Source organism: Sphingomonas sp. Leaf9, assembly GCF_001421355.1.
GTDB lineage: Bacteria > Pseudomonadota > Alphaproteobacteria > Sphingomonadales > Sphingomonadaceae > Sphingomonas.
The window spans coordinates 137,279-159,650 of sequence record NZ_LMKC01000004.1 but is presented as its reverse complement, the minus strand read 5'-3'; the positions used below and the strand labels follow the sequence as shown (position 1 = coordinate 159,650).

General features: G+C 69.8%; 25 protein-coding genes, 1 tRNA gene and 1 riboswitch. Of the genes, 22 read left to right on the top strand and 4 right to left on the bottom strand.

The features are described from left to right. Positions 1-13: 13 nt before the first annotated feature. Together ASE58_RS11695 and ASE58_RS11690 are read left to right on the top strand one after the other, a co-directional pair. Positions 14-1,477: a hypothetical protein gene (locus ASE58_RS11695; RefSeq protein ID WP_055821466.1), complete on the top strand. Its 1,464-nt coding sequence runs from the start codon at positions 14-16 to the stop codon at positions 1,475-1,477. Positions 1,478-1,564: 87 nt separating this feature from the next. Next, complete coding sequence (locus ASE58_RS11690; RefSeq protein ID WP_055821463.1) at positions 1,565-2,446, top strand: NmrA family NAD(P)-binding protein; 882 nt, start codon at positions 1,565-1,567, stop codon at positions 2,444-2,446. 84 nt (positions 2,447-2,530) lie between these two features. On the opposite strand, the gene cobU is transcribed toward ASE58_RS11690, so the two are convergent. Further along, positions 2,531-3,049, bottom strand: a complete 519-nt coding sequence (gene cobU / locus ASE58_RS11685) for a bifunctional adenosylcobinamide kinase/adenosylcobinamide-phosphate guanylyltransferase (protein ID WP_055822327.1) — start codon at positions 3,047-3,049, stop codon at positions 2,531-2,533. A gap of 25 nt (positions 3,050-3,074) precedes the next feature. Continuing rightward, a riboswitch (cobalamin riboswitch) is annotated at positions 3,075-3,276 on the top strand. A gap of 132 nt (positions 3,277-3,408) precedes the next feature. Here cobU and ASE58_RS11680 point away from each other — a divergent pair. Genes ASE58_RS11680 through ASE58_RS11630 form a run of 11 tightly spaced genes read left to right on the top strand, consistent with a single transcriptional unit; the run spans position 3,409 to position 14,046 of the window. Continuing rightward, the gene (locus ASE58_RS11680) at positions 3,409-5,337 is read left to right on the top strand and encodes a TonB-dependent receptor plug domain-containing protein (protein WP_055821460.1); all 1,929 of its coding nucleotides are present in this window, start codon (positions 3,409-3,411) and stop codon (positions 5,335-5,337) included. Between the two features lie 4 nt (positions 5,338-5,341). After that, the gene (locus ASE58_RS11675; protein ID WP_055822324.1) at positions 5,342-6,295 is read left to right on the top strand and encodes an aminotransferase class I/II-fold pyridoxal phosphate-dependent enzyme; all 954 of its coding nucleotides are present in this window, start codon (positions 5,342-5,344) and stop codon (positions 6,293-6,295) included. Next, positions 6,292-6,903 (top strand): cob(I)yrinic acid a,c-diamide adenosyltransferase, encoded by a 612-nt coding sequence (gene cobO / locus ASE58_RS11670; RefSeq protein ID WP_055821457.1) that lies wholly within the window; start codon positions 6,292-6,294, stop codon positions 6,901-6,903. The genes ASE58_RS11675 and cobO overlap by 4 nt, the downstream gene beginning before the upstream one ends. Beyond that, positions 6,900-7,706, top strand: coding sequence for an ABC transporter substrate-binding protein (locus ASE58_RS11665; RefSeq protein WP_055821455.1), 807 nt, complete (start codon positions 6,900-6,902; stop codon positions 7,704-7,706). The genes cobO and ASE58_RS11665 overlap by 4 nt, the downstream gene beginning before the upstream one ends. Next, the gene (locus ASE58_RS11660) at positions 7,703-8,665 is read left to right on the top strand and encodes a FecCD family ABC transporter permease (protein WP_055822321.1); all 963 of its coding nucleotides are present in this window, start codon (positions 7,703-7,705) and stop codon (positions 8,663-8,665) included. The genes ASE58_RS11665 and ASE58_RS11660 overlap by 4 nt, the downstream gene beginning before the upstream one ends. Continuing rightward, entirely contained in the window at positions 8,662-9,432 is a 771-nt protein-coding gene (locus ASE58_RS11655; RefSeq protein ID WP_055821451.1) for an ABC transporter ATP-binding protein, read from the top strand. Before ASE58_RS11660 ends, ASE58_RS11655 begins: the two co-directional genes overlap by 4 nt. After that, the gene (gene cbiB, locus ASE58_RS11650) at positions 9,432-10,301 is read left to right on the top strand and encodes an adenosylcobinamide-phosphate synthase CbiB (RefSeq protein ID WP_055822318.1); all 870 of its coding nucleotides are present in this window, start codon (positions 9,432-9,434) and stop codon (positions 10,299-10,301) included. Before ASE58_RS11655 ends, cbiB begins: the two co-directional genes overlap by 1 nt. Beyond that, positions 10,289-11,746, top strand: coding sequence for a cobyric acid synthase (locus ASE58_RS11645; protein WP_055821448.1), 1,458 nt, complete (start codon positions 10,289-10,291; stop codon positions 11,744-11,746). The genes cbiB and ASE58_RS11645 overlap by 13 nt, the downstream gene beginning before the upstream one ends. Beyond that, entirely contained in the window at positions 11,743-12,747 is a 1,005-nt protein-coding gene (gene cobT / locus ASE58_RS11640; RefSeq protein ID WP_055821445.1) for a nicotinate-nucleotide--dimethylbenzimidazole phosphoribosyltransferase, read from the top strand. The genes ASE58_RS11645 and cobT overlap by 4 nt, the downstream gene beginning before the upstream one ends. Beyond that, a complete protein-coding gene (gene cobS / locus ASE58_RS11635) occupies positions 12,737-13,510 on the top strand; it encodes an adenosylcobinamide-GDP ribazoletransferase (RefSeq protein ID WP_235513602.1) in 774 nt (257 codons plus the stop codon). The genes cobT and cobS overlap by 11 nt, the downstream gene beginning before the upstream one ends. Then, a complete protein-coding gene (locus tag ASE58_RS11630; protein WP_235511807.1) occupies positions 13,507-14,046 on the top strand; it encodes a histidine phosphatase family protein in 540 nt (179 codons plus the stop codon). The genes cobS and ASE58_RS11630 overlap by 4 nt, the downstream gene beginning before the upstream one ends. Here the strand turns inward: ASE58_RS11630 and ASE58_RS11625 are convergent. After that, positions 14,028-14,879: a glycoside hydrolase family 16 protein gene (locus ASE58_RS11625; protein WP_055821440.1), complete on the bottom strand. Its 852-nt coding sequence runs from the start codon at positions 14,877-14,879 to the stop codon at positions 14,028-14,030. The genes ASE58_RS11630 and ASE58_RS11625 overlap by 19 nt on opposite strands. Positions 14,880-15,007: 128 nt before the next feature. Between ASE58_RS11625 and ASE58_RS11620 the strand changes: the two genes are divergently transcribed. Together ASE58_RS11620 and msrB are read left to right on the top strand one after the other, a co-directional pair. Beyond that, positions 15,008-15,718: a dienelactone hydrolase family protein gene (locus tag ASE58_RS11620; protein ID WP_055757713.1), complete on the top strand. Its 711-nt coding sequence runs from the start codon at positions 15,008-15,010 to the stop codon at positions 15,716-15,718. Between the two features lie 55 nt (positions 15,719-15,773). Continuing rightward, positions 15,774-16,217, top strand: a complete 444-nt coding sequence (gene msrB / locus ASE58_RS11615) for a peptide-methionine (R)-S-oxide reductase MsrB (protein WP_055757715.1) — start codon at positions 15,774-15,776, stop codon at positions 16,215-16,217. 89 nt (positions 16,218-16,306) lie between these two features. On the opposite strand, the gene ASE58_RS11610 is transcribed toward msrB, so the two are convergent. After that, a tRNA-Thr gene (locus ASE58_RS11610) sits at positions 16,307-16,381 on the bottom strand. Positions 16,382-16,493: 112 nt separating this feature from the next. Here ASE58_RS11610 and ASE58_RS18210 point away from each other — a divergent pair. The 7 genes from ASE58_RS18210 (at position 16,494) to ASE58_RS11580 (ending at position 20,782) form a co-directional block, all read left to right on the top strand. Continuing rightward, entirely contained in the window at positions 16,494-16,631 is a 138-nt protein-coding gene (locus ASE58_RS18210; RefSeq protein WP_200909354.1) for a hypothetical protein, read from the top strand. A 73-nt stretch (positions 16,632-16,704) separates the two neighbouring features. After that, complete coding sequence (locus ASE58_RS11605) at positions 16,705-17,664, top strand: glycoside hydrolase family 5 protein (protein ID WP_055821437.1); 960 nt, start codon at positions 16,705-16,707, stop codon at positions 17,662-17,664. A 39-nt stretch (positions 17,665-17,703) separates the two neighbouring features. After that, positions 17,704-18,414, top strand: a complete 711-nt coding sequence (locus ASE58_RS11600) for an alpha/beta hydrolase (RefSeq protein WP_055822315.1) — start codon at positions 17,704-17,706, stop codon at positions 18,412-18,414. After that, complete coding sequence (locus ASE58_RS11595; protein WP_055821434.1) at positions 18,414-19,166, top strand: tetratricopeptide repeat protein; 753 nt, start codon at positions 18,414-18,416, stop codon at positions 19,164-19,166. The genes ASE58_RS11600 and ASE58_RS11595 overlap by 1 nt, the downstream gene beginning before the upstream one ends. Positions 19,167-19,227: 61 nt before the next feature. Further along, positions 19,228-19,647 carry a VOC family protein gene (locus ASE58_RS11590; RefSeq protein WP_055821431.1) on the top strand — a complete coding sequence of 140 codons (420 nt, stop codon included), beginning with the start codon at positions 19,228-19,230 and terminating at the stop codon, positions 19,645-19,647. Beyond that, a complete protein-coding gene (gloB, locus tag ASE58_RS11585; RefSeq protein ID WP_055822311.1) occupies positions 19,644-20,366 on the top strand; it encodes a hydroxyacylglutathione hydrolase in 723 nt (240 codons plus the stop codon). The genes ASE58_RS11590 and gloB overlap by 4 nt, the downstream gene beginning before the upstream one ends. Positions 20,367-20,386: 20 nt before the next feature. Further along, the gene (locus ASE58_RS11580) at positions 20,387-20,782 is read left to right on the top strand and encodes a hypothetical protein (RefSeq protein ID WP_055821428.1); all 396 of its coding nucleotides are present in this window, start codon (positions 20,387-20,389) and stop codon (positions 20,780-20,782) included. Between the two features lie 289 nt (positions 20,783-21,071). Here ASE58_RS11580 and hslU read toward each other — a convergent pair whose 3' ends face one another. Beyond that, a complete protein-coding gene (gene hslU, locus ASE58_RS11575; protein WP_055821425.1) occupies positions 21,072-22,370 on the bottom strand; it encodes an ATP-dependent protease ATPase subunit HslU in 1,299 nt (432 codons plus the stop codon). Positions 22,371-22,372: the final 2 nt, after the last annotated feature.

Sequence of the window (22,372 nt, the reverse complement as noted above, 5' to 3'; positions counted from 1 at the left end):
CGGGGTGCGAGCGATGCCGACCACCCCGCCGCTGCGCCGCGATCCCGTGGCGTGGGCGATCCTGATCCTCGTGTGGTTTTCGTGCGCGTGGTTCGGGTCGTGGGAGTTCAATCCCAACAATGCCGTCCGGATGTTCGCCACGCTGTCGCTGGTCGAGGACGGTGACGCCACCATCGATGAATATGCCGCGCTGACGATCGACAAGGCGCATTTCGGCGACCATTATTATTCGGACAAGGCGCCGGGCATCACCGTGCTGGGCATCCCCGCCGTCGCGCTGGCGGACGCCGTGTCGGGGCAGACCGCGCATGATTTCGTGCCGGGATTCGAGAATCGCGAGTTCAATCGCTTCCTGAAAATCCGCATCCGGCTGGTCGCGGCCACCGTCTGCGCGCTGCTGACCGCGCTGGCGGCGATGCTGCTCTACGATCTGGTGCGCGGGGTAACCAGTGACGGCGAGGCGGGGGCGGTCGCCGCCTTGTCCTATGGCCTCGGCACGACCGTCTGGGGGTGGTCGACGACGATCTTTGGCCATGCGCCGGTCGCCGCGTTGCTGGTGATCGCGACGTGGGCCGTGTGGCGTGGCACCGGGCCGGGGCGGTCGTGGGGGCATGCGGTCTTCGCCGGCCTCGCGCTCGGCTGGGCGGTGCTGATCGAGCATTCGGCGCTGATCGCCGGGCTGCCGGTCGCCGGGTTCGCGCTGTGGCGGTTGCGTGCCCTGCCCCGCGCGGCGGCGGTGCGAACGGTCGGGATCGCGCTGGCGACGGGGGCGAGCGCGCTGGTCGTGCTGGTCGGCTATAACCTGATCGCGTTCGGGACGGTGTTTCGGCTGGGCTATTCCGGGGTCACCGACTTTGCGGGCATGCAGGAGGGGCTGTTCGGGCTGACCTACCCGAAGCCCTATGTGCTTTACGAACTGACCTTTGGCGAGCGGCGGGGGATGCTGTGGGTCGCGCCGATCCTGATCGTCGCGCCGTTCGGCATCGCCGCGCTGCTGCGTGATCCGGCGACGCGCGCGATCGGCTGGCTGGCGGTTGCCGGGGCGGTGGTGCCGTTCCTCATCAACGCCAGCTATTATTACTGGGACGGCGGCAATGCGACCGGCCCGCGCCATGCGTTGCCGGCGGTCGGGTACCTGTGCATCGGCATCGGTGCCTTCTGGGCACGGGCGACGCGCTGGTCGCGGGCCGCGGTCGCGGCGATGCTGGCGGGGTCGGTCGTGCTCAACATGGCGATCGCCAGCGCCGAGATCACCGCGCCGGGCAGCGAGCCGCGCGCGCTGGCGGTGGCGGTGTTCCGCGACCGGTTCGATCCGGGCTATCTGCGCACCGTCGCCGATGAATGGCTGGGCTTCACCCCGTGGCAGGGGCTGGCGATCTGGGCGGTCGTGGCGGCCATGCTGACGATCGCGCTGGCGGGGCTGGTGCGGCGGGCGAAGGCCGAGGCACGGCCCGTGCCCGGCGGGGTGGCGATCTGAGAGGTTGATGACCCCCCTTGCGTTGCCGCCACCGGGGCCGCACGACGGGGACGGCAGTCCGCCGGGGAAGGGCAGCAGGGAACGACCATGGACACGATTATCGTCGCAGGGGCCACCGGCGACCTCGGCAACCGGATCGCGAAGGCGGCGGTGGCGCGCGGGGCGAAGGTGCGCGCGCTGGTGCGCGCCGGCACCGCGCCTGAACGGATCGCGGCGCTGGAGGCGATCGGGGCCGATCCGCATCCGGTCGATTTCGAGGATGCGCAGGCGCTGGCGCAGGCGTGTCGCGGGGTAGTGTGCGTCGTGTCGGCGCTGAACGGCCTTGGCGACACGATCCTCGGGACCCAGACCCGACTGCTCGATGCCGCGCTGGGCGGTGGCGCGGCGCGGTTCATTCCGTCCGACTTCTCGATCGATTATCGCGCGCTGCCGACTGGCACCAACCGTAATTTCGACCTGCGCCGCGCGTTCCGCACGCGGATCGACACCGCGCCGATCTTGGCCACCTCGATCTTCAACGGGGCGTTTGCTGACATGCTGAACGGCGAGATGCCGCTGATCCAGCGGCGGGTGCGGCGCGTGCTGTACTGGGGCGATGCCGATACGAAATTCGCGCTGACGACCAAGGATGACGTGGCGGCCTATACCGCCGCCGCCGCGCTCGATCCCGCCGCGCCGCGCAACCTGCAGATCGCCGGGGCACAGGTCAGCGCACGCGATCTGGCGGCGTTGATGGGCGAGGTGACGGGCAAGCCGTACGGGTTGCTGCGCGCCGGGTCGCTCGGCACGCTCGCCCGGATGATCGGCGTCACGCGGCGGCTGTTCCCCGCGCGCGACCAGGTGTTTCCGGCGTGGCAGGGGATGCAGTATCTCCACAACATGTTCGATGGCCGCGCGCCCAGCGGACCGGTGGACAATGCGCGCTATGATGTGGCGTGGACACCGTTGAGGGCGGTGCTGGCCCAGTAATGACGTATCCCCGCGCAGGCGGGGATCCAGGGTAACCGAGCGCAGCGCTTTTGGCTCTGGACCCCCGCCTCCGCGGGGGTACGGTCAGCGTTCGGGTGTGAACCGCTCCAGCGGCAGCACCATCCCCGCCACCACGAACCAGCAGCGATCGACCGCCGCCGCCACCGCCTGATTCAGTCGCCCCGCTTCGTCGCGAAAGGCGCGGCCCAGTGGGTGTTCGGGGACGATGCCGAGGCCCACTTCGTTGCTGACCAGCAGCAGCGGATGGCGCGCGTCGCGGATCGCGGCGATCAGCGCGGCCCTGTGCCGCGTCACGTCATGGCCGCCGAGCATCACATTGGTCAGCCACAGCGTCAGGCAGTCGACCAGCACCGGGCCTTTGCCCGCGCGGATCGCCGGGGCCAGGTCGACCGGACATTCGACCGTGTGCCAGCCGGGGCCGCGATCGGCGCGGTGGCGGGCGATGCGGTCGGCCATCTCGTCGTCCCATGCTTCGGCCGTGGCGAGGTAGGTCCAGGGGCCGGGCAGTGCCTCACACGCGGCCTGCGCCAGCCGGCTCTTGCCCGAGCGCGCGCCGCCCACGAACAGGGTTGTCGTCGCCATCTTGTCCTGTGCCCCCAAGCGCTCTAAGGGCGCGGATGCGACAGGTTCCCAGAAATGGGATGAAAAGGGAACCCGGAAGCGCGTGCATTACGCGCCATCCGGGGCTGCCCCCGCAACTGTGACCGGCGAGCCCTGCTCCTCCGTGCGCCACTGGACCCCAGGTCCGGGAAGGCCGGGCAAGGCGATGACCCGCGAGCCAGGAGACCTGCCCGTCGCGGTTGTCCTTCGCGCGGACGGGGTGTGCCGGGTGATCGAGGGTTTCCTCGCGTGACGACGTTGTTGGGGTCGTGCGCGCGGGGGACAGGCTGTCCGCCGTAATTCCGTCGCGTCCCCGTTGTTGACCAAGGGGGGATGCCCGAATGAAGACCCGTTTCCTGTTGCTGCCGTGCCTGTTGGCGGCGACCCCGGCCTTTGCCCAGAGCGCGCAGTCGACCAGCGGCCTTGAGCGCGTGGCGGCCGGCGACGACGAGATCGTCGTGACCGCCAACCGCGAGGCGCGGCCGGTCGATACCGTCGGCCAGGCCGTTACCGTGCTCGACATCGTGACCATCGAACAGCGTCAGGCGGTGGTCGTGTCCGACCTGCTGCGCCAGACGCCGGGCGTGACCGTGACCCGCAATGGTGGCCCCGGCACGACGACCAGCGTCAACATCCGCGGCGGCGACAGCGACCAGACCGTGGCGCTGATCGATGGCGTAAAGCTCAACGATCCGTCGTCGCCGGGCGGCGGGTTCAATTTCGGCAACCTGCTGATCGGCAATATCGCGCGCATCGAAGTGCTGCGCGGCGCGCAGTCGGTACTGTGGGGCAGCCAGGCGATCGGCGGCGTCGTCAACATGATTACCCGCCAGCCGACCGAGGCGCTGGCGATCAACGCGCGGGCCGAGGGCGGATCGTTCGGCACCGGTCAGGCCGTCGCCAATGTGTCGGGCAAGGCCGGGCCGGTGTCGGCCAGCATCGGCGGCGGGTTCTTCACCACCGACGGCATCTCCGCCTATGCGCCGGGCCGCGAGAAGGACGGATATCGTAACTATGGTGCGAACGGCAGCGTGTCGGTCGCGCTGGCCGACAGCGTGTCGGTCGATGTGCGCGGTTTCTATTCGAATGGGCGGACGGAGATCGACGGCTTTCCGGCACCGACGTTCAGCTTCGGCGATACGCGCGAAGTGGGCAAGGCGGAGCAGTGGACCGGCTATACCGGGCTGAACGCCGCGCTGTTCGACGGGCGGTTCCGCAACCGCATCGGCTATGCCCATACCCAGAGCAACCGCACCAACAACGATCCCGACGGCACGCCGACCGAGACCTTCCGCGGCAAGGGGCGCAACGACCGGACCGATTACCAGGGGTCGTTCGACGTCACCGATGCCGTGTTCGCGACCTTCGGCGTCGAGCGCGAGGTATCGCGCTTCACCACGGCGAGCTTCGGCGGGCCGGCGACGACCGGTCGTGCGCGGCTGCTGGGGGTCTATGGCCAGCTGGCGGTAACGTTGGTTCGGAACCTGACGCTGACCGGCGGTGTGCGCCATGACGATCACAATGTGTTCGGCGGGGCGACGGTGTTTTCGGGGAGCGGGGTGTGGTCGCCCAACGGCGGCAACACGCTGCTGCGCGCCAGCTATTCCGAAGGGTTCAAGGCGCCGACGCTGTACCAGTTGCAGAGCGAATACGGCAACGCGCAGCTGACCCCGGAGCGTTCGAAGGGCTGGGATGCCGGCATCACCCAGCGTGGGCTGGACGGTGCGGTGGAAGCCAGCGCGACGTGGTTCGACCGCACGTCGAAGGATTTGATCGCGTTCATCTCCTGCCCCGCCAACGGCACCGGCATCTGCGCCGATCGGCCGTTCGGCACCTATGACAATATCCAGCGCGCCGAGGCGAAGGGGCTGGAATTCGCGCTGAAGCTCAAACCCGTCGAGGCGTTCACGGTCGCGGCGGCCTATACGTGGCTGGATGCCGAGAACCGTTCGGTGGGCACCGCCAATTTCGGGCGCAAGCTGGCGCGGCGGCCGGCGAACAGCATGACGGTGAATGCCGATTATCGTTGGGCGTTCGGGCTGTCGACCGGGGCGACGGTCACGATGATCGGCGACAGTTTCGACAATGCGTCGAACGCGCGCAGGCTGGACGGCTATGTCCTGACCGACCTGCGCGCGGCATTCCCGGTCACCGAGCGGGTCGAGGTATATGGCCGGGTCGAGAATCTGTTCGACGAACGTTACCAGACCATCTTCCAGTACGGCACGCCGGGCCGCGCCGCCTATGGCGGTGTCCGCGTCCGCTACTGATCCGATGCAGTCCCTCGCCGAATTTTGCGCGCATGGTGGCCGGGTGGCCGCCGCTGCGCGTGCGTTCGGCGGGGCTGACTGGATCGACCTGTCGACGGGGATCGCGCCCTGGGCCTATCCCCATGGCACCCTCGACCTGACCCGCCTGCCCGAACCGGGTGAGCTGGCGGCGGTGGAGGCGGCGGCGGCCGAGGCGTTCGGCGTCGCCGATCCGGCGCAGGTGGTGGCGGTGCCCGGCACCGACCTCGCGCTGCGGCTGCTGGCGGTCGTGCTGGGGGCGGAGCGGCCGGCGGTGGTGCGGCCGGGCTATGCCGGGCATGCGGCGGCGTGGCGCGCGGCGCGCGGCGTCGCTCCGCTCACCGATCCGGGCGATGCCGACCTGCTGGTGCTGGCGTCGCCGGCCAATCCCGATGGGCGGGTGACGCCGCCCGAACAGTTGCGCGCGCTGACCGGGCGGATGACGGTGGTGGTCGACGAAGCCTATGCCGATCCCGCCCCCGGCCTGTGCGGCGAGGCGTCCGACCGGCTGATCGTGCTCCGGTCCTTCGGCAAATTCTATGGCCTGCCCGGTGTCCGGCTGGGGTTCGTCATCGCCGGGCCGCGCGTTGCGGATGCGCTGCGGCAGTTGCTGGGCGACTGGCCGGTGTCGCTGCCGGCGATCACGATCGGCACGGCTGCCTATCGCGACGCGGGCTGGCGGGGCGAACAGGCGGAGCGGATCGCGACGGTCGGGGCGCTGCTCGATCCCGTCCTGTCGCGGTTCGAGCCGGTCGGGGCCGCGCCGCTGTTCCGGCTGGTCGGCGCGGCGGACGCGCACGGCCTGTTCCGTCATTTGTGCAACCATGCCATCCTGACCCGGCCCTTCGCCGAGCGGGGCGATCGCCTGCGCATCGGCCTGCCCGCCGATGGCGTGGCGCTCGCCCGCCTGACCCATGCCCTATCGGAGTATCCGCGATGACCGAGACCCCCGACGATCACGCCCGCCACAATGCCCGGATGCAGCGCATGGCGGTGGCGCGCGAAAAGATGCAGGCGCGCCGCACGATGGAACGCGGGCTGCTGATCGTCCACACCGGCAATGGCAAGGGCAAGTCGTCGAGCGCGTTCGGCATGGCGATCCGCAGCATCGGCTGGGGCATGAAGGTCGCGATCCTTCAGTACGTTAAGGGCAAGTGGGAGACCGGCGAGCGCAACTTCTTCGACGCGCATCCCGACCTTGCGAGCTTCGAGGTGATGGGCGAGGGCTTCACCTGGGAAACGCAGGACCGCGCGCAGGACATCGCCGCCGCGCGCGCTGCATGGGAGCGGTCGAAGGAGATGATCCTCGATCCCGCCATCGATTTCGTGATCCTCGACGAACTCAACATCGTGCTGCGCGACGATACGCTGCCGGTCGCGGAGATCGTGGAATTCCTGAAGGACCGCCCGCTGACCAAGCATGTCTGCATCACCGGCCGCAATGCGAAACCCGAACTGCTGGAGATCGCCGACCTGATCACCGAATTCGGCGAGGTGAAGCATCCCTATCATGCCGGGTTCAAGGCGCAGAAGGGTGTCGAATATTGATCCGCTCCTTCGCCTTGATGCTCGCCGCGCCAGCCTTGATGTCGGCCGCGCCGCGCCTGCCCCGGATCGTGTCGATCAATCCGTGCGTCGATGCGGTGCTGGCCCGCGTCGCCGATCCGGCGCAGATCGTCGGCATCAGCCATTATTCGCAGGATGTACGCGCGACCTCGGTCCCGCTCGGCTGGGCGAACCGGTTCAAGGCGACGTCGGGCACGGCGGAGGAAGTCGTGGCATTGCGCCCCGATGTGGTGCTGGCCGGGGCGCATGTCGAACCGGCGACGATTGCCGCGCTCAAGCGGCTGAAGATCAGGTTGGTGCAATATCCGGTGCCTGCGTCGGTCGCGGAGAGCATGGCGCAGGTCGGCGAGATCGCGGCGGCCACCGGCCATGCCGATCGCGGCGATGTGTTGGCGGCGCGGATCGCGGCCGCAGCGGCCCCCTCGACCGCGCGGCCGGTGGGCGCGCTGGTGTGGCAGGGCAATGGACTGGTGCCCGGTAGCGGTACACTGACCGACGACCTGCTGACGCGCGCCGGGTTTCGCAACATGAGCGCGGCATACGGCCTGAAGCAATGGGACGTCCTGCCGCTCGAATATCTGGTCGCCGATCCGCCGCGCGTGTTGTTGTCGACCGCGCCGGAGGGCGCGCAGGACGACCGCATGACCGGGCACCCGGCGGTGCGGCGGCTGGCGCAGCATATCACCGTTGCCGCATATCCCACGCGGTTGATGAATTGCGGCGGGCCGACGATCATCGCGGCGATGGCGCGGTTGCGGCGGGTGCGCGCGCAGGTGGCGTCGTGAAGCGGCTGACCATCGGCCTGCTCGTCCTGCTGCTGCTCGCCGCCGCGCTGTCGGTCGCGGCGGGCAAGGTGTGGGTGCCGCTCGACGCGTGGAGCGCCGACGATCCGCGCTCGATCATCATCGTCGAACTGCGCCTGCCGCGTACCGTGCTGGCGCTGCTGGTCGGTGGCGCGCTGGGGCTGTCGGGGGCGGTGATGCAGGGCTATCTGCGCAATCCGCTGGCCGATCCAGGGCTGTTCGGCGTGTCGTCGGGCGCAGCGTTCGGCGCGGTGATCGCGCTGTATTTCGGCTATGCCGCGCAGATGTGGCTGCTCCCGGGCTTTGCGTTGGTCGGGGCCGCGGTCACCATGTCGCTGCTGGCGCTGATCGCCGGGCGGTCGGGAAGCCTGTTGCTGTTTACACTCGGCGGCATGATCCTGACCAGCATCACCGGGTCACTTACCTCGCTTGCCATCAGCCTTGCGCCGACGCCGTTCGTATCGTCGCAGATCGTGACATGGCTGCTGGGGGCGCTCACCGATCGCAGCTGGGACGATGTGCTGGTCGCAGCACCACTAATCCTGCTCGGCATGGGCGTGCTGGCGCTGACCGCGCGGTCGCTGGATGCGCTGACGCTGGGCGAGGCGGCGGCGCGGTCGATGGGGGTCGATCCGGCGCGGCTGCAGCGGCTGGTCATTGCCGGCGTCGCGCTGACCGTCGGCGCGTCGGTGGCGACGGCGGGGATGATCGGGTTCGTCGGGCTGATCGTGCCGCATCTGGTCCGGCCGCTGGCGGGCAACCGCCCGTCCGCTATCCTGCGGCCGTCGGCGCTGGCCGGGGCGGTGCTGCTGACCTTGGCCGATAGCCTCGTGCGGCTGGCCCCGACCGTCAGCGAATTGCGGCTGGGGATCGCCATGTCGATGCTGGGCGGGCCGTTCTTCCTCTATCTGCTCATCACGATGCGGAGGCGGCTGGCATGACCGATCTGGTGGCCGATGCGATCGGCCTGACGCTGGGCGGCAAGCGCGTGCTGGACAACATATCCTTCGCGTTCCGGCCGGGGCGGGTGACGGTGCTGCTGGGCGCGAACGGGGCGGGCAAGTCGAGCCTGCTCGCCTGCCTTGCCGCGCTGCGCCGGCCGGAGACGGGGGCGGCGCGGCTGGGCGGGGACGACGTGCAAGCGATCGACCGCCGGGTGCGGGCACGGGCGATCGGGTTGCTGCCGCAGTCGGCCGATGTGCATTGGGATATCGATGTGGCGACGCTGGTCGGGCTGGGCCGGTTTCCGCATCGCGGACGCTGGGGCGAGACGCAGGCCGATCGCGATGCGGTGGCGGCGGCGCTGGCGGCGGCCGACATGACCGCGTTTGCGGCCCGTGGTGTCGAGCGGCTGTCGGGCGGCGAGCGGGGTCGCGCGCTGCTGGCGCGGGTGTTGGCCGGGGAGCCGGACTGGCTGCTGGCCGACGAACCGCTCGCCAGCCTCGACCCCGCGCACCAGCTCGACGTGCTGGCGCGGTTGCGCGGGGTGGCCGGCGGCGGGCGGGGCGTGGTGCTGGTGCTGCACGACCTGCATCTGGCGGCGCGGGTGGCGGACGATGCGGTGTTGTTGAAGGACGGGCGCGTCGTGGCGAGCGGTGCGGCGGAGGACGTGCTGACCGCGCCGGCCATCGCCGAAGCCTATGGGATCGACGTCGAGATCGGGCATACGCCGCAGGGCCATCGCTATATTCTGCCGGTCGCGCGGTGATCGCGCTCGCCGCGCTGATCGTCGAGGCGGCGGTCGGCTATCCGCGTCGCTGGTGGCATCCGGTGATGGGCGTCGGCGCGCTGATCGAGGGGATCGAGCAGGCGTGGAACCGGCGGCGACGGCGGGAGGGCGTGGCGCTGGTCCTGGTGTTGTTCGCGCTGGCGGTGTCGCTGGGGCAGGCGATCCAATGGCTCGGGACGGTCGCCACGGTGCTGGTCGCGACCACCGGCCTTGCGCAGCGCAGCCTGCACGATCACGTCGCGGCGGCGGCGCGGCCGTTGCTGGCGGGCGAGCTGGGCGCGGCCCGCAGCGCGGTGGCGATGATCGTCGGGCGCGATACCGATACGCTCGATGAAGCCGGGGTGGCGACGGCGGCGATCGAGAGCCTGGCCGAGAGTTTCTGCGACGGGGTCGTCGCGCCGGCGCTGGCCCTTGCGCTGTTCGGCCTGCCGGGGCTGTTCGTGGTGAAGGCGATCAACACCGCCGATTCGATGATCGGGCATCGTACGCCGGAACTGTCTGCGTTCGGCTGGGCGGCGGCGCGGGCGGACGATGTGGTCAATTTCGTGCCGGCGCGGATCGCGGGCGTGCTGATCGCGCTGGCCGGGCGGGGTGGCTGGCGGGAGATGCGGCGCGATGCCGCCGCCCACGCTTCGCCCAATGGCGGCTGGCCGGAGGCGGCGATGGCCGGGGCGCTCGGGCGGCGGCTGGGCGGGACGGTCAGCTATGATGGCGAGGTGGCGCAGCGCGCGGTGCTGGGCGACGGGCCGGCACCCGATGCGCGCGATCTGGAGCGGGCGCTGACCATCTATCGCACCGCCTGCTTGCTCCTGTGGATATTGGTCGGGATCATCCCATGGCTGGGGTGATGATTCAGGGCACCGGATCGGACGTCGGCAAGTCGGTGCTGGTCGCCGGAATTTGCCGATTGCTGACGAACCGGGGCATGGCCGTGCGGCCGTTCAAGGCGCAGAACATGTCGAACAATGCCGCCGTCTGTGCGGACGGCGGGGAGATCGGCCGGGCGCAGGCGTTGCAGGCGATGGCGTGTCGCGTGGCTGCGACGACGGACATGAACCCGGTGCTGCTGAAACCCCAGAGCGACCGGACCTCGCAACTGGTCGTCGGCGGGCGGGTGGCCGGGGTGATGCGCGCGGGCGATTATCGGGCGCGTCGGCCGGAGCTGCTGGCCGAGGTGCTGGCCGCCCATCGCCGCCTGTCGGCCGGGGCCGATATCGTCGTGGTCGAGGGGGCGGGATCGCCGGCCGAGATCAACCTGCGCGCCGGCGATATCGCCAATATGGGCTTTGCGCGGGCGGCGGGGGTGCCGGTGGTGCTGGCGGGCGATATCGATCGCGGCGGGGTGATCGCGGCGTTGGTGGGTACGCAGGCGGTGATCGACCCGGCCGATGCGGCGATGATCCGCGGGTTTCTGGTCAACAAGTTCCGCGGCGATCCGGCGCTGTTCGACGATGGCCGCGCCGCGATCGTCGCGCGGACGGGATGGCGCGACCTGGGACTGGTGCCGTGGCTGGTCGATGCCGCGCGCCTGCCCGCCGAGGATGCGGTGGCGCTGGGGCGCGGTGTCGAGGGTGGCGGGGGGCCGTTGATCGCGGTGCCGATGCTGTCGCGCATCGCCAATTTCGACGATTTCGACGCGCTGGCCCATGATCCGGCGGTGCGGTTGCGGATGATCCCGCCGGGCCAGCCGTTGCCCGGCGACGCCGCGCTGGTGATCCTGCCGGGGACCAAGGCGACGATCGCCGACCTCGCGTTCCTGCGCGAACAGGGGTGGGATATCGATCTCGCGGGGCATGTGCGCCGGGGCGGGCGGGTGCTGGGGATTTGCGGCGGATACCAGATGCTGGGTACCCGCATCGCCGATCCGGACGGGATAGAGGGACCGGCGGGGAGCGCCGCCGGGCTGGGGCTGTTGCCGGTCGAGACGGTGATCGCCGGTGCCAAGACGACGCGGCCGGTGACGGGCGAGCTGGTCGGGGGCGCGGCCTTTGCCGGGTACGAGATCCATGCCGGGGTGACGCGGGTCGCGCCCGGCACGCCGCCGCTGCTGCGCTTTGCCTATGGCACGCCGGACGGGGCGACGGCGCGCGACGGGCAGATTGCCGGGTGCTACGTCCATGGCCTGTTCGACCGGGCTAGCGCGCGGGCCGCGCTGCTGGCGGGGATCGGGGCTGCTGCCGATCCGCTGGATCGGCATGAGGCGGTCGACGCCGCGCTGGACGAGGTTGCCGCCGCGTTGGAAGCGGTGCTGGATATCGACGCATTGCTGGACATTGCCGGGGAGGCTGCATGATCGACGACATTCGCGCGCATCTGGACGCGCTGGCCAAGCCGCGTGGGGCGATGGGGCGGCTGGAGGCGTTGGCCGAAGAGCTGGCGCTGACGCAGGGGCGGATCGATGCGCGCACCTCCCCGCGACAGGCGGTGCTGTTCGCCGGCGACCATGGTTGCGTGGAGGAGGGGGTGTCGGCGTGGCCGTCCGCGGTGACGCAGATGATGGTCACGACGATCCTCTCTGGGCGGGCGACCAGCAATGCGCTGGCGGCGGCCGCGAACTGTCCGCTTCGGGTCGTGGATGTTGGCATGATCGCGCCGAAGTTGGCGCCCCATCCCCATTTTCGCGACGCGCGCGTGGCGCAAGGCACGCAACCGCTGGGACAAAGGGCGGCGATGGACGTCGCGCAGTTCGACGCGGCATGGGGCGTGGGCGTCGAGGAAGCCGATGCGGCGATCGACGCGGGCGCGGTGCTGCTGATCGCGGGGGAGATGGGGATCGGCAACACGACACCTGCCGCCTGCCTGACTGCGCTCCTCGCCGACATCGAACCGGACGCTGCGGTCGGGCGCGGGGCGGGGGCGGACGATGCCGTGCTGGTCGTCAAGCGCCGGGTCGTGACGGCTGCGGTGGCGCGGGCGGCGGCGATGCCGGATCGGCGGGCGGCGATCGCGTCGGTCGCGGGCTTTGAGATCGCGGCGATGGCCGGTTTCTATGCCGCAGGTGCGGCGCGCGGGGTGACGGTGCTGCTCGACGGCTATGTCGCGACGGCCGCCGCGCTCATCGCGGAAAGCCTGGCGCCGGGCAGCGTGCGGTCGATGATCGCCGCGCATCGCTCGGCCGAGCCGGGGCATGGCGCGGCGCTGGCGGCGCTGGGGCTGACGCCGGTGCTCGACTGGGAGATGCGGCTGGGCGAGGGCAGCGGGGCGCTGACCGCGCTGCCACTGCTTGATGCGGCGGCGGCGCTCCTCAACGATGTCGTGCGGCTCGACCAGATCGGGGCGGATCGTGCCGACTGACGGTCCCCGCTGGGCGCCGCCATTGCTGGCGGTCCAGTTTCTGACGCGCCTGCCCGTGCCGGTGCTGCACCGGTTGACGGGGGAGCAGGCGGCGGCGGGGCTGGAGCAGGCGATGGCGTGGCTGCCGCCGGTCGGGTCGCTGATCGGGGCGGTGACCGGCGCGACCTTCCTGATCGCCCAGTTCTGGTGGCCACCGCTGGTCGCCGCCGTGTTGGCGCTGATCGTCGAGGCGCTGTTGACCGGGGCGTTCCACGAGGATGCCGTCGCCGATTTCTGCGATGCGTTCGGCGGGGTGGCCAGCGGCGACCGCGCGCTGACGATCATGAAGGACAGCCGGATCGGCAGCTATGGCGCGCTGGGGCTGGGGCTGGTCGTGCTGCTGCGCATCGCGGCGATGGTCGCATTGCCGCCGGTGCTGGCGATGGCGGCGATCGTCGCGGCGGCGACGCTGGGGCGGCTGTGCGCGGTGACGCTGGCGGCGTTGGTCGCGCCGGTCGGGAGTGGCGCGGGGATGGCGGTGCGCGCCGGGCGGATGCCGATCGGGCGGCTCGCACTGGCCGGAGTGCTGGCGGTGCCCGGGATCGCGCCGCTGCTGTGGCTGCGGCCCATGGCGGTGGTCGTCGCGCTGGTGGCGATGGCAGTGTTGCTGGCGTGGCTCGCGCGGTTCCTGCGGCGGCGGATCGGTGGGAGTACCGGCGACTGCCTGGGCTTTGCGGCCGCGATGGGGCAGCTGGCGCTGTTACTGGCGGTCGCGGCGCGGTGAGCGTCCTGCTGCTGCGCCATCCGCCGGTGGCGCTCGCGTGGAAGGGGCGCTGCTATGGCCGGTCGGACATGGGGTGGAGCCGCGAAGGCTGGGCGATGGCGCGGCGGATCGCCCGCGACCTGCCGCCGGTCGATGCGGTGGTGCATTCGGGCGCACTGCGTACCCGTCGGCTGGCGGCAATGGTCGCGCAGGGCGTGCCGGTCGGCGAAGACCCGCGCTGGCTGGAGCGGGACTTCGACCGGTGGGAGGGGCGCAGCTGGGACGCGATCTGGCGGGAGAGCGGCGCGGAGATGGACGGCATGATGACCGCGCCGGAAACCTATCGCCCCGGCGGCGGGGAGACCGGGCGCGAGCTCGCCGACCGGGTGCAGGCGGCGTGGGACGCGCTGCCCGCACGCGGCACCGTGCTGGTGATCGCCCATGGCGGGCCGATCGCCACGCTGCGCGCGATCCGGGCCGGCCAGCCGCTCACCCGCGCGGTGGACTTCATTCCGGCGTGCGGTGAGGTCGTCGGCGTTCAGCGATATTGCCAGTAGCGGACATAATCGACCTGCATCGATTGCGGGAACTTGGTGTCGTCGATCCCCATCTTGCCACCCCAGTCGCCACCGACCGCGACGTTCAGGATCAGGTTGTACGGCCGGTCGAACGGCCATGCCGCCTGTCCGCCGGGCTGGTTGTTGTCGACCTGCATATAGCCGCGCCCGTCGACGCCGATGGTGATCGAATCGGGGCGCCAGTCGAGCTGGTAGCGATGCCACTGGCCACAGGCGTCGCTCATCTTGAGCGAACCGCCGCGCTGCGTGCCGCGCGCATGGTTGAACAGCGCGCTGTGCACCGTCGCGTGGATCAGGCCCGGTTCGTATCCGACCAGTTCGAGGATGTCGATTTCGCCACCGGCAGGCCAGCCGCCGGTCGGCGGAACCAGCCACAAGGCCGGCCAGATGCCACGCCCGCACGGCAGTTTGGCGCGGATGTCGTAGAAACCATAGCCCATCGCCCGCGTCGACACGATCCGGGCGGAGGTATAGCCCTGCCCCCCCGCATCCGGGCCGGTCGGCCGCCCGCGCCGCGCCTCGATCACCAGCTTGCCATTGTCGATCCGCGCATTGGCCGGGGTGTTGGCCGGCGCGTAATATTGGCGTTCGTTATTGTACCAGCCGGCCTTGTTGCGGTGGGTGTCGAAGCGCCAGTTGGCCGGGTCGATCCGCTTGCCCGAAAATTCGTCGGCAAAGGTGGGGGCGGTCGTCGGCGGGGCGATGCGGGTGTCGACCCCGTAATTCGCCGCGCCGAGCGTCGCCGGCTTGTCCTGCGCCTGCACGCCCGCGGCCAGTCCTGCCGTCGCCAGCACCAACATCACCTTACTCATTGGGTACGCTCCTGCAATCGCGCCGGTTTCTGCGCGACAGGATCGCATGGTACGGACGGGGCACGGGGTCGCGCAACCCCTGCCGGGCATCGGCCGTTCTGCGCGAGACCCTGATATGGAGCAGACGCATGACGATCGACCTCTTCGACTATCCCGATGCCGACACCGTGTTGCAGGCCGGCGTGGCCTTTCCCGCCGGAGAGGGCAAGGCGCCCGCAGTGCTGATCGTCCACCAATGGGCCGGGCGCGGCGAGGGGGAGCACAAGACCGCCGAGAAGCTGGCCGAGCTCGGCTATGTCGGGATCGCGATCGACATGTTCGGCAAGGACGTGAAGGGCGACCCGTCGGGTGACAACAGCCACCTGATCGGCCCGTTCCTGTCGGATCGCGCGGCGCTGTTGCAGCGGGTGCGCGCGGCGGTGACCTTTGCCGCGACGCTCGACCGGGTCAATGCGGGCCGACTCGCGGCGATCGGCTATTGCTTCGGCGGGCTGTGCGTCCTCGACCTGGCACGCGGCGGCGCGGACGGGGTGCGGGGCGTGGTCAGCCTGCACGGGATGCTGGATGGCAACGATCTGTCGACCGACGGGCCGATCGCGGCGAAGGTGCTGGTCGAGCATGGCTGGCGCGATCCGATGGCCGCGCCGGACAAGGTGCTGGCCTTTGCCGAGGAAATGGGCGCGCGCGACGCCGACTGGCAACTGCACGCGCACGGCCGGGCGATGCACGCCTTTACCAACGCCCATGCCGCCGCGCCTGAAAAGGGCATGGCCTATGACGCTGATGCCGATCGCCGGTCGTGGGAATCGGTCACCGCGTTCCTGGCCGAGCTGTTCTGATCCGGTTGCATGGGGCCGGTCCGGCCCCATGTAGACGGCAGCAAAGGAACGAGACATGACCGACTATCGCAAGACCGAGGAGGCGCTGGCCCGCCTCACGCCCGAGCAGTTCTATGTCACGCAGCAGAGCGGGACCGAGCGGCCGGGCACCGGCGAATATCTGCACGAAAAGCGCGCCGGCATCTATGTCGACATCGTGTCGGGCGAGCCGCTGTTCGCATCGGCCGACAAGTTCGATTCGCATTGCGGCTGGCCGAGCTTCACCAAGCCGATCGAGCCGGCCAATGTCGCCGAACTGCGCGACACGACGCACGGCATGGTCCGCACCGAAGTCCGCTCGGCCGGGGGCGACAGCCATCTGGGCCATGTCTTTCCCGATGGCCCGCGCGACCGGGGTGGCCTGCGCTACTGCATCAATTCGGCGTCGCTGCGCTTTGTCCCGCGCGAGGCGATGGAGGCCGAAGGATATGGCGACTATCTCGATCAGGTCGAGGGATAGGACGCACGCGCCACGCCGACCGCGGCGTGGCGTGCCAGCCGATGGCGCCCCGTCAGGGGTCAGCTATCGCGTCGGATTTTCGAAGAAAATGGTGCTGCCGGTGAGGATTGAACTCACGACCTCAGCCTTACCAAGGATGCGCTCTACCACTGAGCTACGGCAGCACTCCGAGCCGTGGGGAAACCCCTCGGCGGCGGGAGGGGCCTATGTGCAGGCATTTGCGATGAAGTCAAGCGGCCGTTGCCAGATTGCGTGCGAATTGCGTAGAAAGTCGCGATGAGTGAAGCGGAACGCAAGGCGCGGCTGGCACAGGCGCTGCGACAGAATCTACGGCGGCGCAAGGATCAGGCGCGGGCCGAGGCGGCGGCCGACCGCCCCGCCGATCGCGGGCCCGCCGATCCCGTGGCGGAGTAATCGCGCGGCCGTTGTTGACAGCGTTGACGGCGGGCGACACCTTTCACCCTGAGAATCAAGGGTGGAGGGGTGGATGCGTCGCTGGTGGCTGTTGCTGGTCGCGATATTGTCGATACCGGTGGCATGGGCCGCGCCGGTCGGATCGCCGGTGGCCGAGCATGGCCGGCTGGCGGTGCGGGGTGCGCAGGTGGTCGATGCGCAGGGGCGGCCCTATGCGGTGCATGGCATGTCGCTGTTCTGGAGCCAGTGGCAGCCGCGCTATTATGATCCGGCGACGGTCGCGTGGCTGGTGCGCGACTGGCGGGTGAGCGCGGTGCGCGCGGCGATCGGAGCGCAGCAGGGCGGCTATGATGCGCAGCCCGAGGCGGAGACGAAGCGCGCCGAGACGGTGATCGACGCGGCGATCGCGCAGGGCATCTATGTCGTGGTCGACTGGCACGCGCATCAGCCGCGGCCCGACGATGCCATCCGGTTCTTCCGCCATATCGCCACCAGATATCGCGGCGTGCCGAACCTGATCTACGAAACCTATAACGAACCGCTGCCCGAATATGGCTGGTCCAAGGTGCTGAAACCCTATCATGTACGGGTGATCGGCGCGATCCGGGCGATCGATCCGGGTGCCTTTGTCGTGGCGGGCACGCGCAGCTGGTCGCAGGATGTCGACGAGGCGGCGGCCGATCCGCTGCCCTTCGCCAACGTCGCCTATACGCTGCATTATTACGCTGCGACGCATAAGGGCGAGCTGCGTGCGAAGGCGGAAGACGCGATGCGGCGCGGCATCGCGCTGTTCGTCACCGAATATGGCACCACCGCCGCCAATGGTGACGCGCCGATCGATGCGAAGGAAACGCAGACCTGGTGGGACTGGTGCGCGAAGTACGGCATCAGCACCCTGAACTGGTCGGTCGGCAACAAGGACGAGGCGTCGGCGATCCTGAAACCCGCGACGCAGGGCTTGTCGGGGTGGAGCGAGGCGGACCTGACCGAATCGGGGCGGCTGGTCCGGGCGCATCTGCGGACGATGCGCTGACCCTATCGCCCGCCCCGGGTGCATGGCATGGAGGCGGGCATGACCGACTCCCGCCCGCTCGCCTATCGCCATACCCCCGGTTCCGGCCCGACCATCCTGTTCCTGCCGGGCTATGCGTCCGACATGAGCGGGGCCAAGGCGCTGGCGATCGAAGCCTGGGCGCGCGAGACGGGACGGGCGTTCCTGCGGTTCGATTATGCCGGGTGCGGCGAGAGCCCCGGCGCGTTCGAGGAACAGACGCTGGCCGGGTGGGTCGACGATGCGCTGGCGATGATCGACGGCGCGATCGAGGGGCCGGTGGTCCTGGTCGGGTCGTCGATGGGCGGGTGGATCGCGCTGCTCGCCGCGCGGGCGCGGGCCGATCGGATCGCCGGGCTGGTCGGTATCGCGCCGGCGCCCGACTTCACCGACTGGGGTTTTACCCAGGCGGAGAAGATGACGCTGCTGACCCAAGGGCGGATCGAGCGGCCGTCGCCCTATGCCGATACGCCGACCGTTTTTACCCGCGCCTTCTGGTCGTCGGGCGAGGCGAACCGGATCCTGCACGCCGAGCTGCCGATCGACGTGCCGGTGCGGCTGGTGCAGGGGCAGCGCGATGCCGATGTGCCGTGGGAGCGCACCGTCCACCTCGCCGCGCGCATCCGTTCAGCCGATGTGCAGACTATCCTGGTCAAGGATGGCGACCATCGCCTGTCGCGTGACGGCGATATCGCGCTGATCCTGCGCGCCATCGAGGATGTGTTGCCCTGATGCTGTCTCCGCTGCTGTTCCTCGCGCTGCAGGCCGCTGCCGGCCCGCAACTGCCCGCCGGGTCCACGCCCGAGGCGCGTTACGACGCCTGTGTCGATGCCGCGACGACCGCGCCCGAACAGGCGGAGAAGCTGGCGGGGCAATGGCGGCTGGTCGGTGGCGGGTTCCTCGCGCGGCAGTGCCTTGGCATGAGCTATGCCACGCGCCAGCGCTGGACCGCGGCGGCCGAGGCGTTCGAACAGGCCGCGCGCGAGGCGGAGGTGGCGAAGGACGCCCGGGCCGCCAATTACTGGGCGCAGGCGGGCAATGCCCGGCTGGCCGATGGCGATACGATCGCGGCGGGCACCGCGCTGGACGCGGCATTGGCGAGCGGGTCGCTGACGGGCCTCGCGCGCGGTGAGGCGCAGCTCGACCGGGCGCGGGTGCGGGTTGCGGGGGGCGACCTGGCCGGGGCGCGCGGCGATCTCGACCGCGCGGTGAAGGATGCGCCGGCGGACCCGCTGGTGTGGCTGTTGTCGGCGACGCTGGCGCGGCGAACCGGTGACCTGACCCGCGCAAAGGCCGACATTGCCGAGGCGTTGCGCCGATCGCCCGACGATGCGTCGGTGCAGCTGGAGGCGGGCAACATCGCCGGCCTGTCGGGCGACACCAAGGCCGCGCGCGCCGCGTTCGAGGCGGTGCAGCGCTTGGTGCCGGGCAGCGCGCAGGCGAAGGCAGCGGACGCGGCGCTCGACACGCTTCCGCCGGCCTGATGCCGGTTGCGACGTGCCCCTGCCGACCCGATATGCCGGGCCAACCTATAGGGAGCCGTCGATGACCCGCTATCTCCACACCATGATCCGGGTGACCGACCCGGACGCGACCATCGCGTTCTTCGACATGCTGGGCGTGAAGGAAGTCCGACGCATGGAGAATGAGAAGGGGCGTTTCACCCTGATCTTCCTTGCCGCACCGGGGCAGGAGGGCGTGGCCGAGGTCGAGCTGACCCACAACTGGGACCCCGAACCGTATGCGGGCGGGCGCAATTTCGGGCATCTGGCGTTCCGGGTCGACGATATCTACGCCACCTGCCAGACGCTGATGGACGCCGGTGTCACGATCAACCGCCCGCCGCGCGACGGGCATATGGCGTTCGTGAAGACGCCCGACGGCATCTCGATCGAGCTGTTGCAGGACGGATCGCTGGAGCCGGCCGAGCCGTGGGCGTCGATGCCGAACACGGGGACGTGGTGATGGAGATCGTCCAGGTGCCCGTCCTGTCGGACAATTATGCGTGGCTGTTGCATGACGGGCCAAGCGGTCAGACGGTGGCGATCGATCCCGGCGCGGCGCAGCCGGTGCTGGACGCCGCCGCGGAACGTGGCTGGACGATCACCGCCATCTGGAACACGCACTGGCACCCCGATCATGTCGGCGGCAATGCGGCGATCAAGGCCGCGACCGGTGCCACGGTGACCGGGCCGGAGGCGGAGCGCGGCAAGATCGCCGACATGGACAATGGCGTGGGCGAGGGCGCGATGCTGTCGGTTGGCGACGCGCAGGCGACGGTGTGGGCGGTGCCAGGGCATACCGCCGGGCATATCGCGTTCCACTTCGCCGACGATGCCGTGCTATTCAGCGGCGACACGCTGTTCGCCATGGGCTGTGGCCGGCTGTTCGAGGGGACGGCGGCGGAGATGTACGGCAATATGCGTCGCTATGCCGAGCTGCCCGCCGACACGCGGGTCTATTGCGGGCACGAATATACCCTGTCGAACGGCCGCTATGCACTGTCCGCCGAGCCGGACAATCAAGCGATCGTCGAGCGGATGGCGGCGGTCGAGGCACTGCGCGAAAAGGGCGAGCCGACCGTGCCAACGACGATCGGTGCCGAGCTGGCGACGAACCCGTTCCTGCGCAGCCGTTCGGCCGAGGAACTGGCGCGGCACCGCGCGGCGAAGGACGCGTTCTGATCGGCAAGAGGAGAGGCTGCATGAAGCGATGGGCATGGACGGCGGCGCTGTTGCTGGGCGCATGTGCGACCCCGCAGCAGATGGCGGAGACGCAGGCCAGGGGCGACCGCGAGCTGGCGAAGATGCTGGAGGGGCGGGTCGCGGGCAAGCCCGAGAACTGCATCCCGACCGGCTTCATCGACGGGCCGCAGGTGGTGGGCGATTCGCTGGTCTATCGCCAGACCGGCAAGCGGTTGTGGCGGACGCAGGTTCGCGATCGCTGCCCGTTCCTGCGCGACGACCAGATCGTGGTGTCGATCCTGTATGGCGCGCAGGTATGCCGCAACGACCGGTTCCGGCTGGTCGATCGCGGGTCGCCGATTGCGTCGGCGGACTGCACGTTTGGCGCGTTCGTGCCGTATGACAAGGTGGGGTGAGGCATCACCGCCTCCCCCCACTTCCTCTTGCTTGGTTCGAGCTTGTCGAGAACGGGGTGGCACAAACCTGGCGTTCTCGACGGACGCTTCTCGACAAGCTCGAAGCTGCTCGAACCGAACGGGTGGGGGTAGGGGTAGGGGCAGGGTCTGACCTCCCCCCAGCCGTTCGTCCTGAGTAGCCGCTGAGCTTGTCGAAGCGGCGTATCGAAGGACCATCGCGGGTGCTTCGATACGGGCCTTCGACAAGCTCAGTCCCTACTCAGCACGAACGGGACGGAGTTCGGGGCGGTTACAACACGTAGCGGCTGAGGTCGGTGTTCCGCGCGATGCTGGCCAGCTGCTTGTCGACATAGGGCGCGTCGATCGTCACCGCCTGCCCGGCGCGGTCCTCGGCGTCGAAGCTGACCTCTTCCAGCAGCTTTTCCATTACCGTCTGCAACCGGCGGGCGCCGATATTCTCGACCTCGGCATTCACCTCTGCCGCGATGCGGGCGATGGCGGCGATGCCGTCGTCGGTGAAGGTCACCTCGACCGATTCGGTGCCGAGCAGCGCGCGATACTGGGCCGGCAGCGACGCCTTCGTATCCGACAAGATGGCGATGAAGTCGGCTTCGGTCAGGCCCTTCAACTCGACCCGGATCGGCAGGCGGCCTTGCAGCTCGGGCAGCAGGTCGCTGGGCTTGGCGACGTGGAACGCGCCCGATGCGATGAAGAGGACGTGATCGGTCTTCATCGGGCCGTACTTCGTCGCGACGGTCGTGCCCTCGATCAGCGGGAGCAGGTCGCGCTGCACGCCTTCGCGGCTGATCGATCCGCCGCCGCGGCCGTCGCTGACCGCGATCTTGTCGATTTCGTCGAGGAAGACGATGCCGTTCGCCTCGGCATCGGCCAGCGCGGCGCGGCTCACCTCGTCCTGATCGAGGCGCTTGTCGGCCTCTTCCTCGACCAGCTTGTCCCATGCGGCGCGGACGGTCAGCTTGCGGCGCTTCTGCTGCCCGCCGCCGAATGCCTTGCCCATCATCGCCGACAGGTCGAGCATCTGCGGCTGCGCGCCGGGGATTTCGAAGGGCATCTGCGGCTGGGCATCCAGCTCGATCTCGATTTCCTTGTCGTCCATATGCCCGTCGGCGAAGCGCTGGCGGAACGCCTCGCGGGTCGCTTCGCTGGCACCCTTGCCGGTCAGCGCGTCGAGCAGGCGGGCCATGGCGGCTTCCTCCGCCTTATCCTTTACCGCGACGCGGCGGCGTTCGCGTTCCAGCCGGATCGCTTCCTCGACCAGATCGCGGGCAATCTGTTCGACGTCGCGGCCGACATAGCCGACCTCGGTGAACTTCGTCGCCTCGACCTTCACGAACGGTGCGTCGGCGAGGCGGGCGAGGCGGCGGCTGATCTCGGTCTTGCCGCAGCCGGTGGGCCCGATCATCAGGATGTTCTTCGGGGACACCTCGTCGCGCAGGTCAGGCGAGAGCTGTTGCCGGCGCCAGCGGTTGCGCAGGGCGACGGCGACGGCGCGCTTGGCGTCCTGCTGTCCGATGATGTGCGCGTCCAATGCGGCGACGATCGCCTTCGGAGTCAGATTGTCTTGCATGG

What these genes read in the sequence shown, in the direction of transcription:
- ASE58_RS11695 (WP_055821466.1), top strand. Translation starts at nt 14, where the DNA reads ATGCCGACCACCCCGCCGCTGCGCCGCGATCCCGTGGCGTGGGCGATC.
- ASE58_RS11690 (WP_055821463.1), top strand. Translation starts at nt 1,565, where the DNA reads ATGGACACGATTATCGTCGCAGGGGCCACCGGCGACCTCGGCAACCGG.
- cobU (WP_055822327.1), bottom strand. Translation starts at nt 3,049, where the DNA reads ATGGCGACGACAACCCTGTTCGTGGGCGGCGCGCGCTCGGGCAAGAGC.
- ASE58_RS11680 (WP_055821460.1), top strand. Translation starts at nt 3,409, where the DNA reads ATGAAGACCCGTTTCCTGTTGCTGCCGTGCCTGTTGGCGGCGACCCCG.
- ASE58_RS11675 (WP_055822324.1), top strand. Translation starts at nt 5,342, where the DNA reads ATGCAGTCCCTCGCCGAATTTTGCGCGCATGGTGGCCGGGTGGCCGCC.
- cobO (WP_055821457.1), top strand. Translation starts at nt 6,292, where the DNA reads ATGACCGAGACCCCCGACGATCACGCCCGCCACAATGCCCGGATGCAG.
- ASE58_RS11655 (WP_055821451.1), top strand. Translation starts at nt 8,662, where the DNA reads ATGACCGATCTGGTGGCCGATGCGATCGGCCTGACGCTGGGCGGCAAG.
- ASE58_RS11645 (WP_055821448.1), top strand. Translation starts at nt 10,289, where the DNA reads ATGGCTGGGGTGATGATTCAGGGCACCGGATCGGACGTCGGCAAGTCG.
- cobT (WP_055821445.1), top strand. Translation starts at nt 11,743, where the DNA reads ATGATCGACGACATTCGCGCGCATCTGGACGCGCTGGCCAAGCCGCGT.
- ASE58_RS11625 (WP_055821440.1), bottom strand. Translation starts at nt 14,879, where the DNA reads ATGAGTAAGGTGATGTTGGTGCTGGCGACGGCAGGACTGGCCGCGGGC.
- ASE58_RS11620 (WP_055757713.1), top strand. Translation starts at nt 15,008, where the DNA reads ATGACGATCGACCTCTTCGACTATCCCGATGCCGACACCGTGTTGCAG.
- msrB (WP_055757715.1), top strand. Translation starts at nt 15,774, where the DNA reads ATGACCGACTATCGCAAGACCGAGGAGGCGCTGGCCCGCCTCACGCCC.
- ASE58_RS18210 (WP_200909354.1), top strand. Translation starts at nt 16,494, where the DNA reads ATGAGTGAAGCGGAACGCAAGGCGCGGCTGGCACAGGCGCTGCGACAG.
- ASE58_RS11605 (WP_055821437.1), top strand. Translation starts at nt 16,705, where the DNA reads ATGCGTCGCTGGTGGCTGTTGCTGGTCGCGATATTGTCGATACCGGTG.
- ASE58_RS11600 (WP_055822315.1), top strand. Translation starts at nt 17,704, where the DNA reads ATGACCGACTCCCGCCCGCTCGCCTATCGCCATACCCCCGGTTCCGGC.
- ASE58_RS11595 (WP_055821434.1), top strand. Translation starts at nt 18,414, where the DNA reads ATGCTGTCTCCGCTGCTGTTCCTCGCGCTGCAGGCCGCTGCCGGCCCG.
- ASE58_RS11590 (WP_055821431.1), top strand. Translation starts at nt 19,228, where the DNA reads ATGACCCGCTATCTCCACACCATGATCCGGGTGACCGACCCGGACGCG.
- ASE58_RS11580 (WP_055821428.1), top strand. Translation starts at nt 20,387, where the DNA reads ATGAAGCGATGGGCATGGACGGCGGCGCTGTTGCTGGGCGCATGTGCG.
- hslU (WP_055821425.1), bottom strand. Translation starts at nt 22,370, where the DNA reads ATGCAAGACAATCTGACTCCGAAGGCGATCGTCGCCGCATTGGACGCG.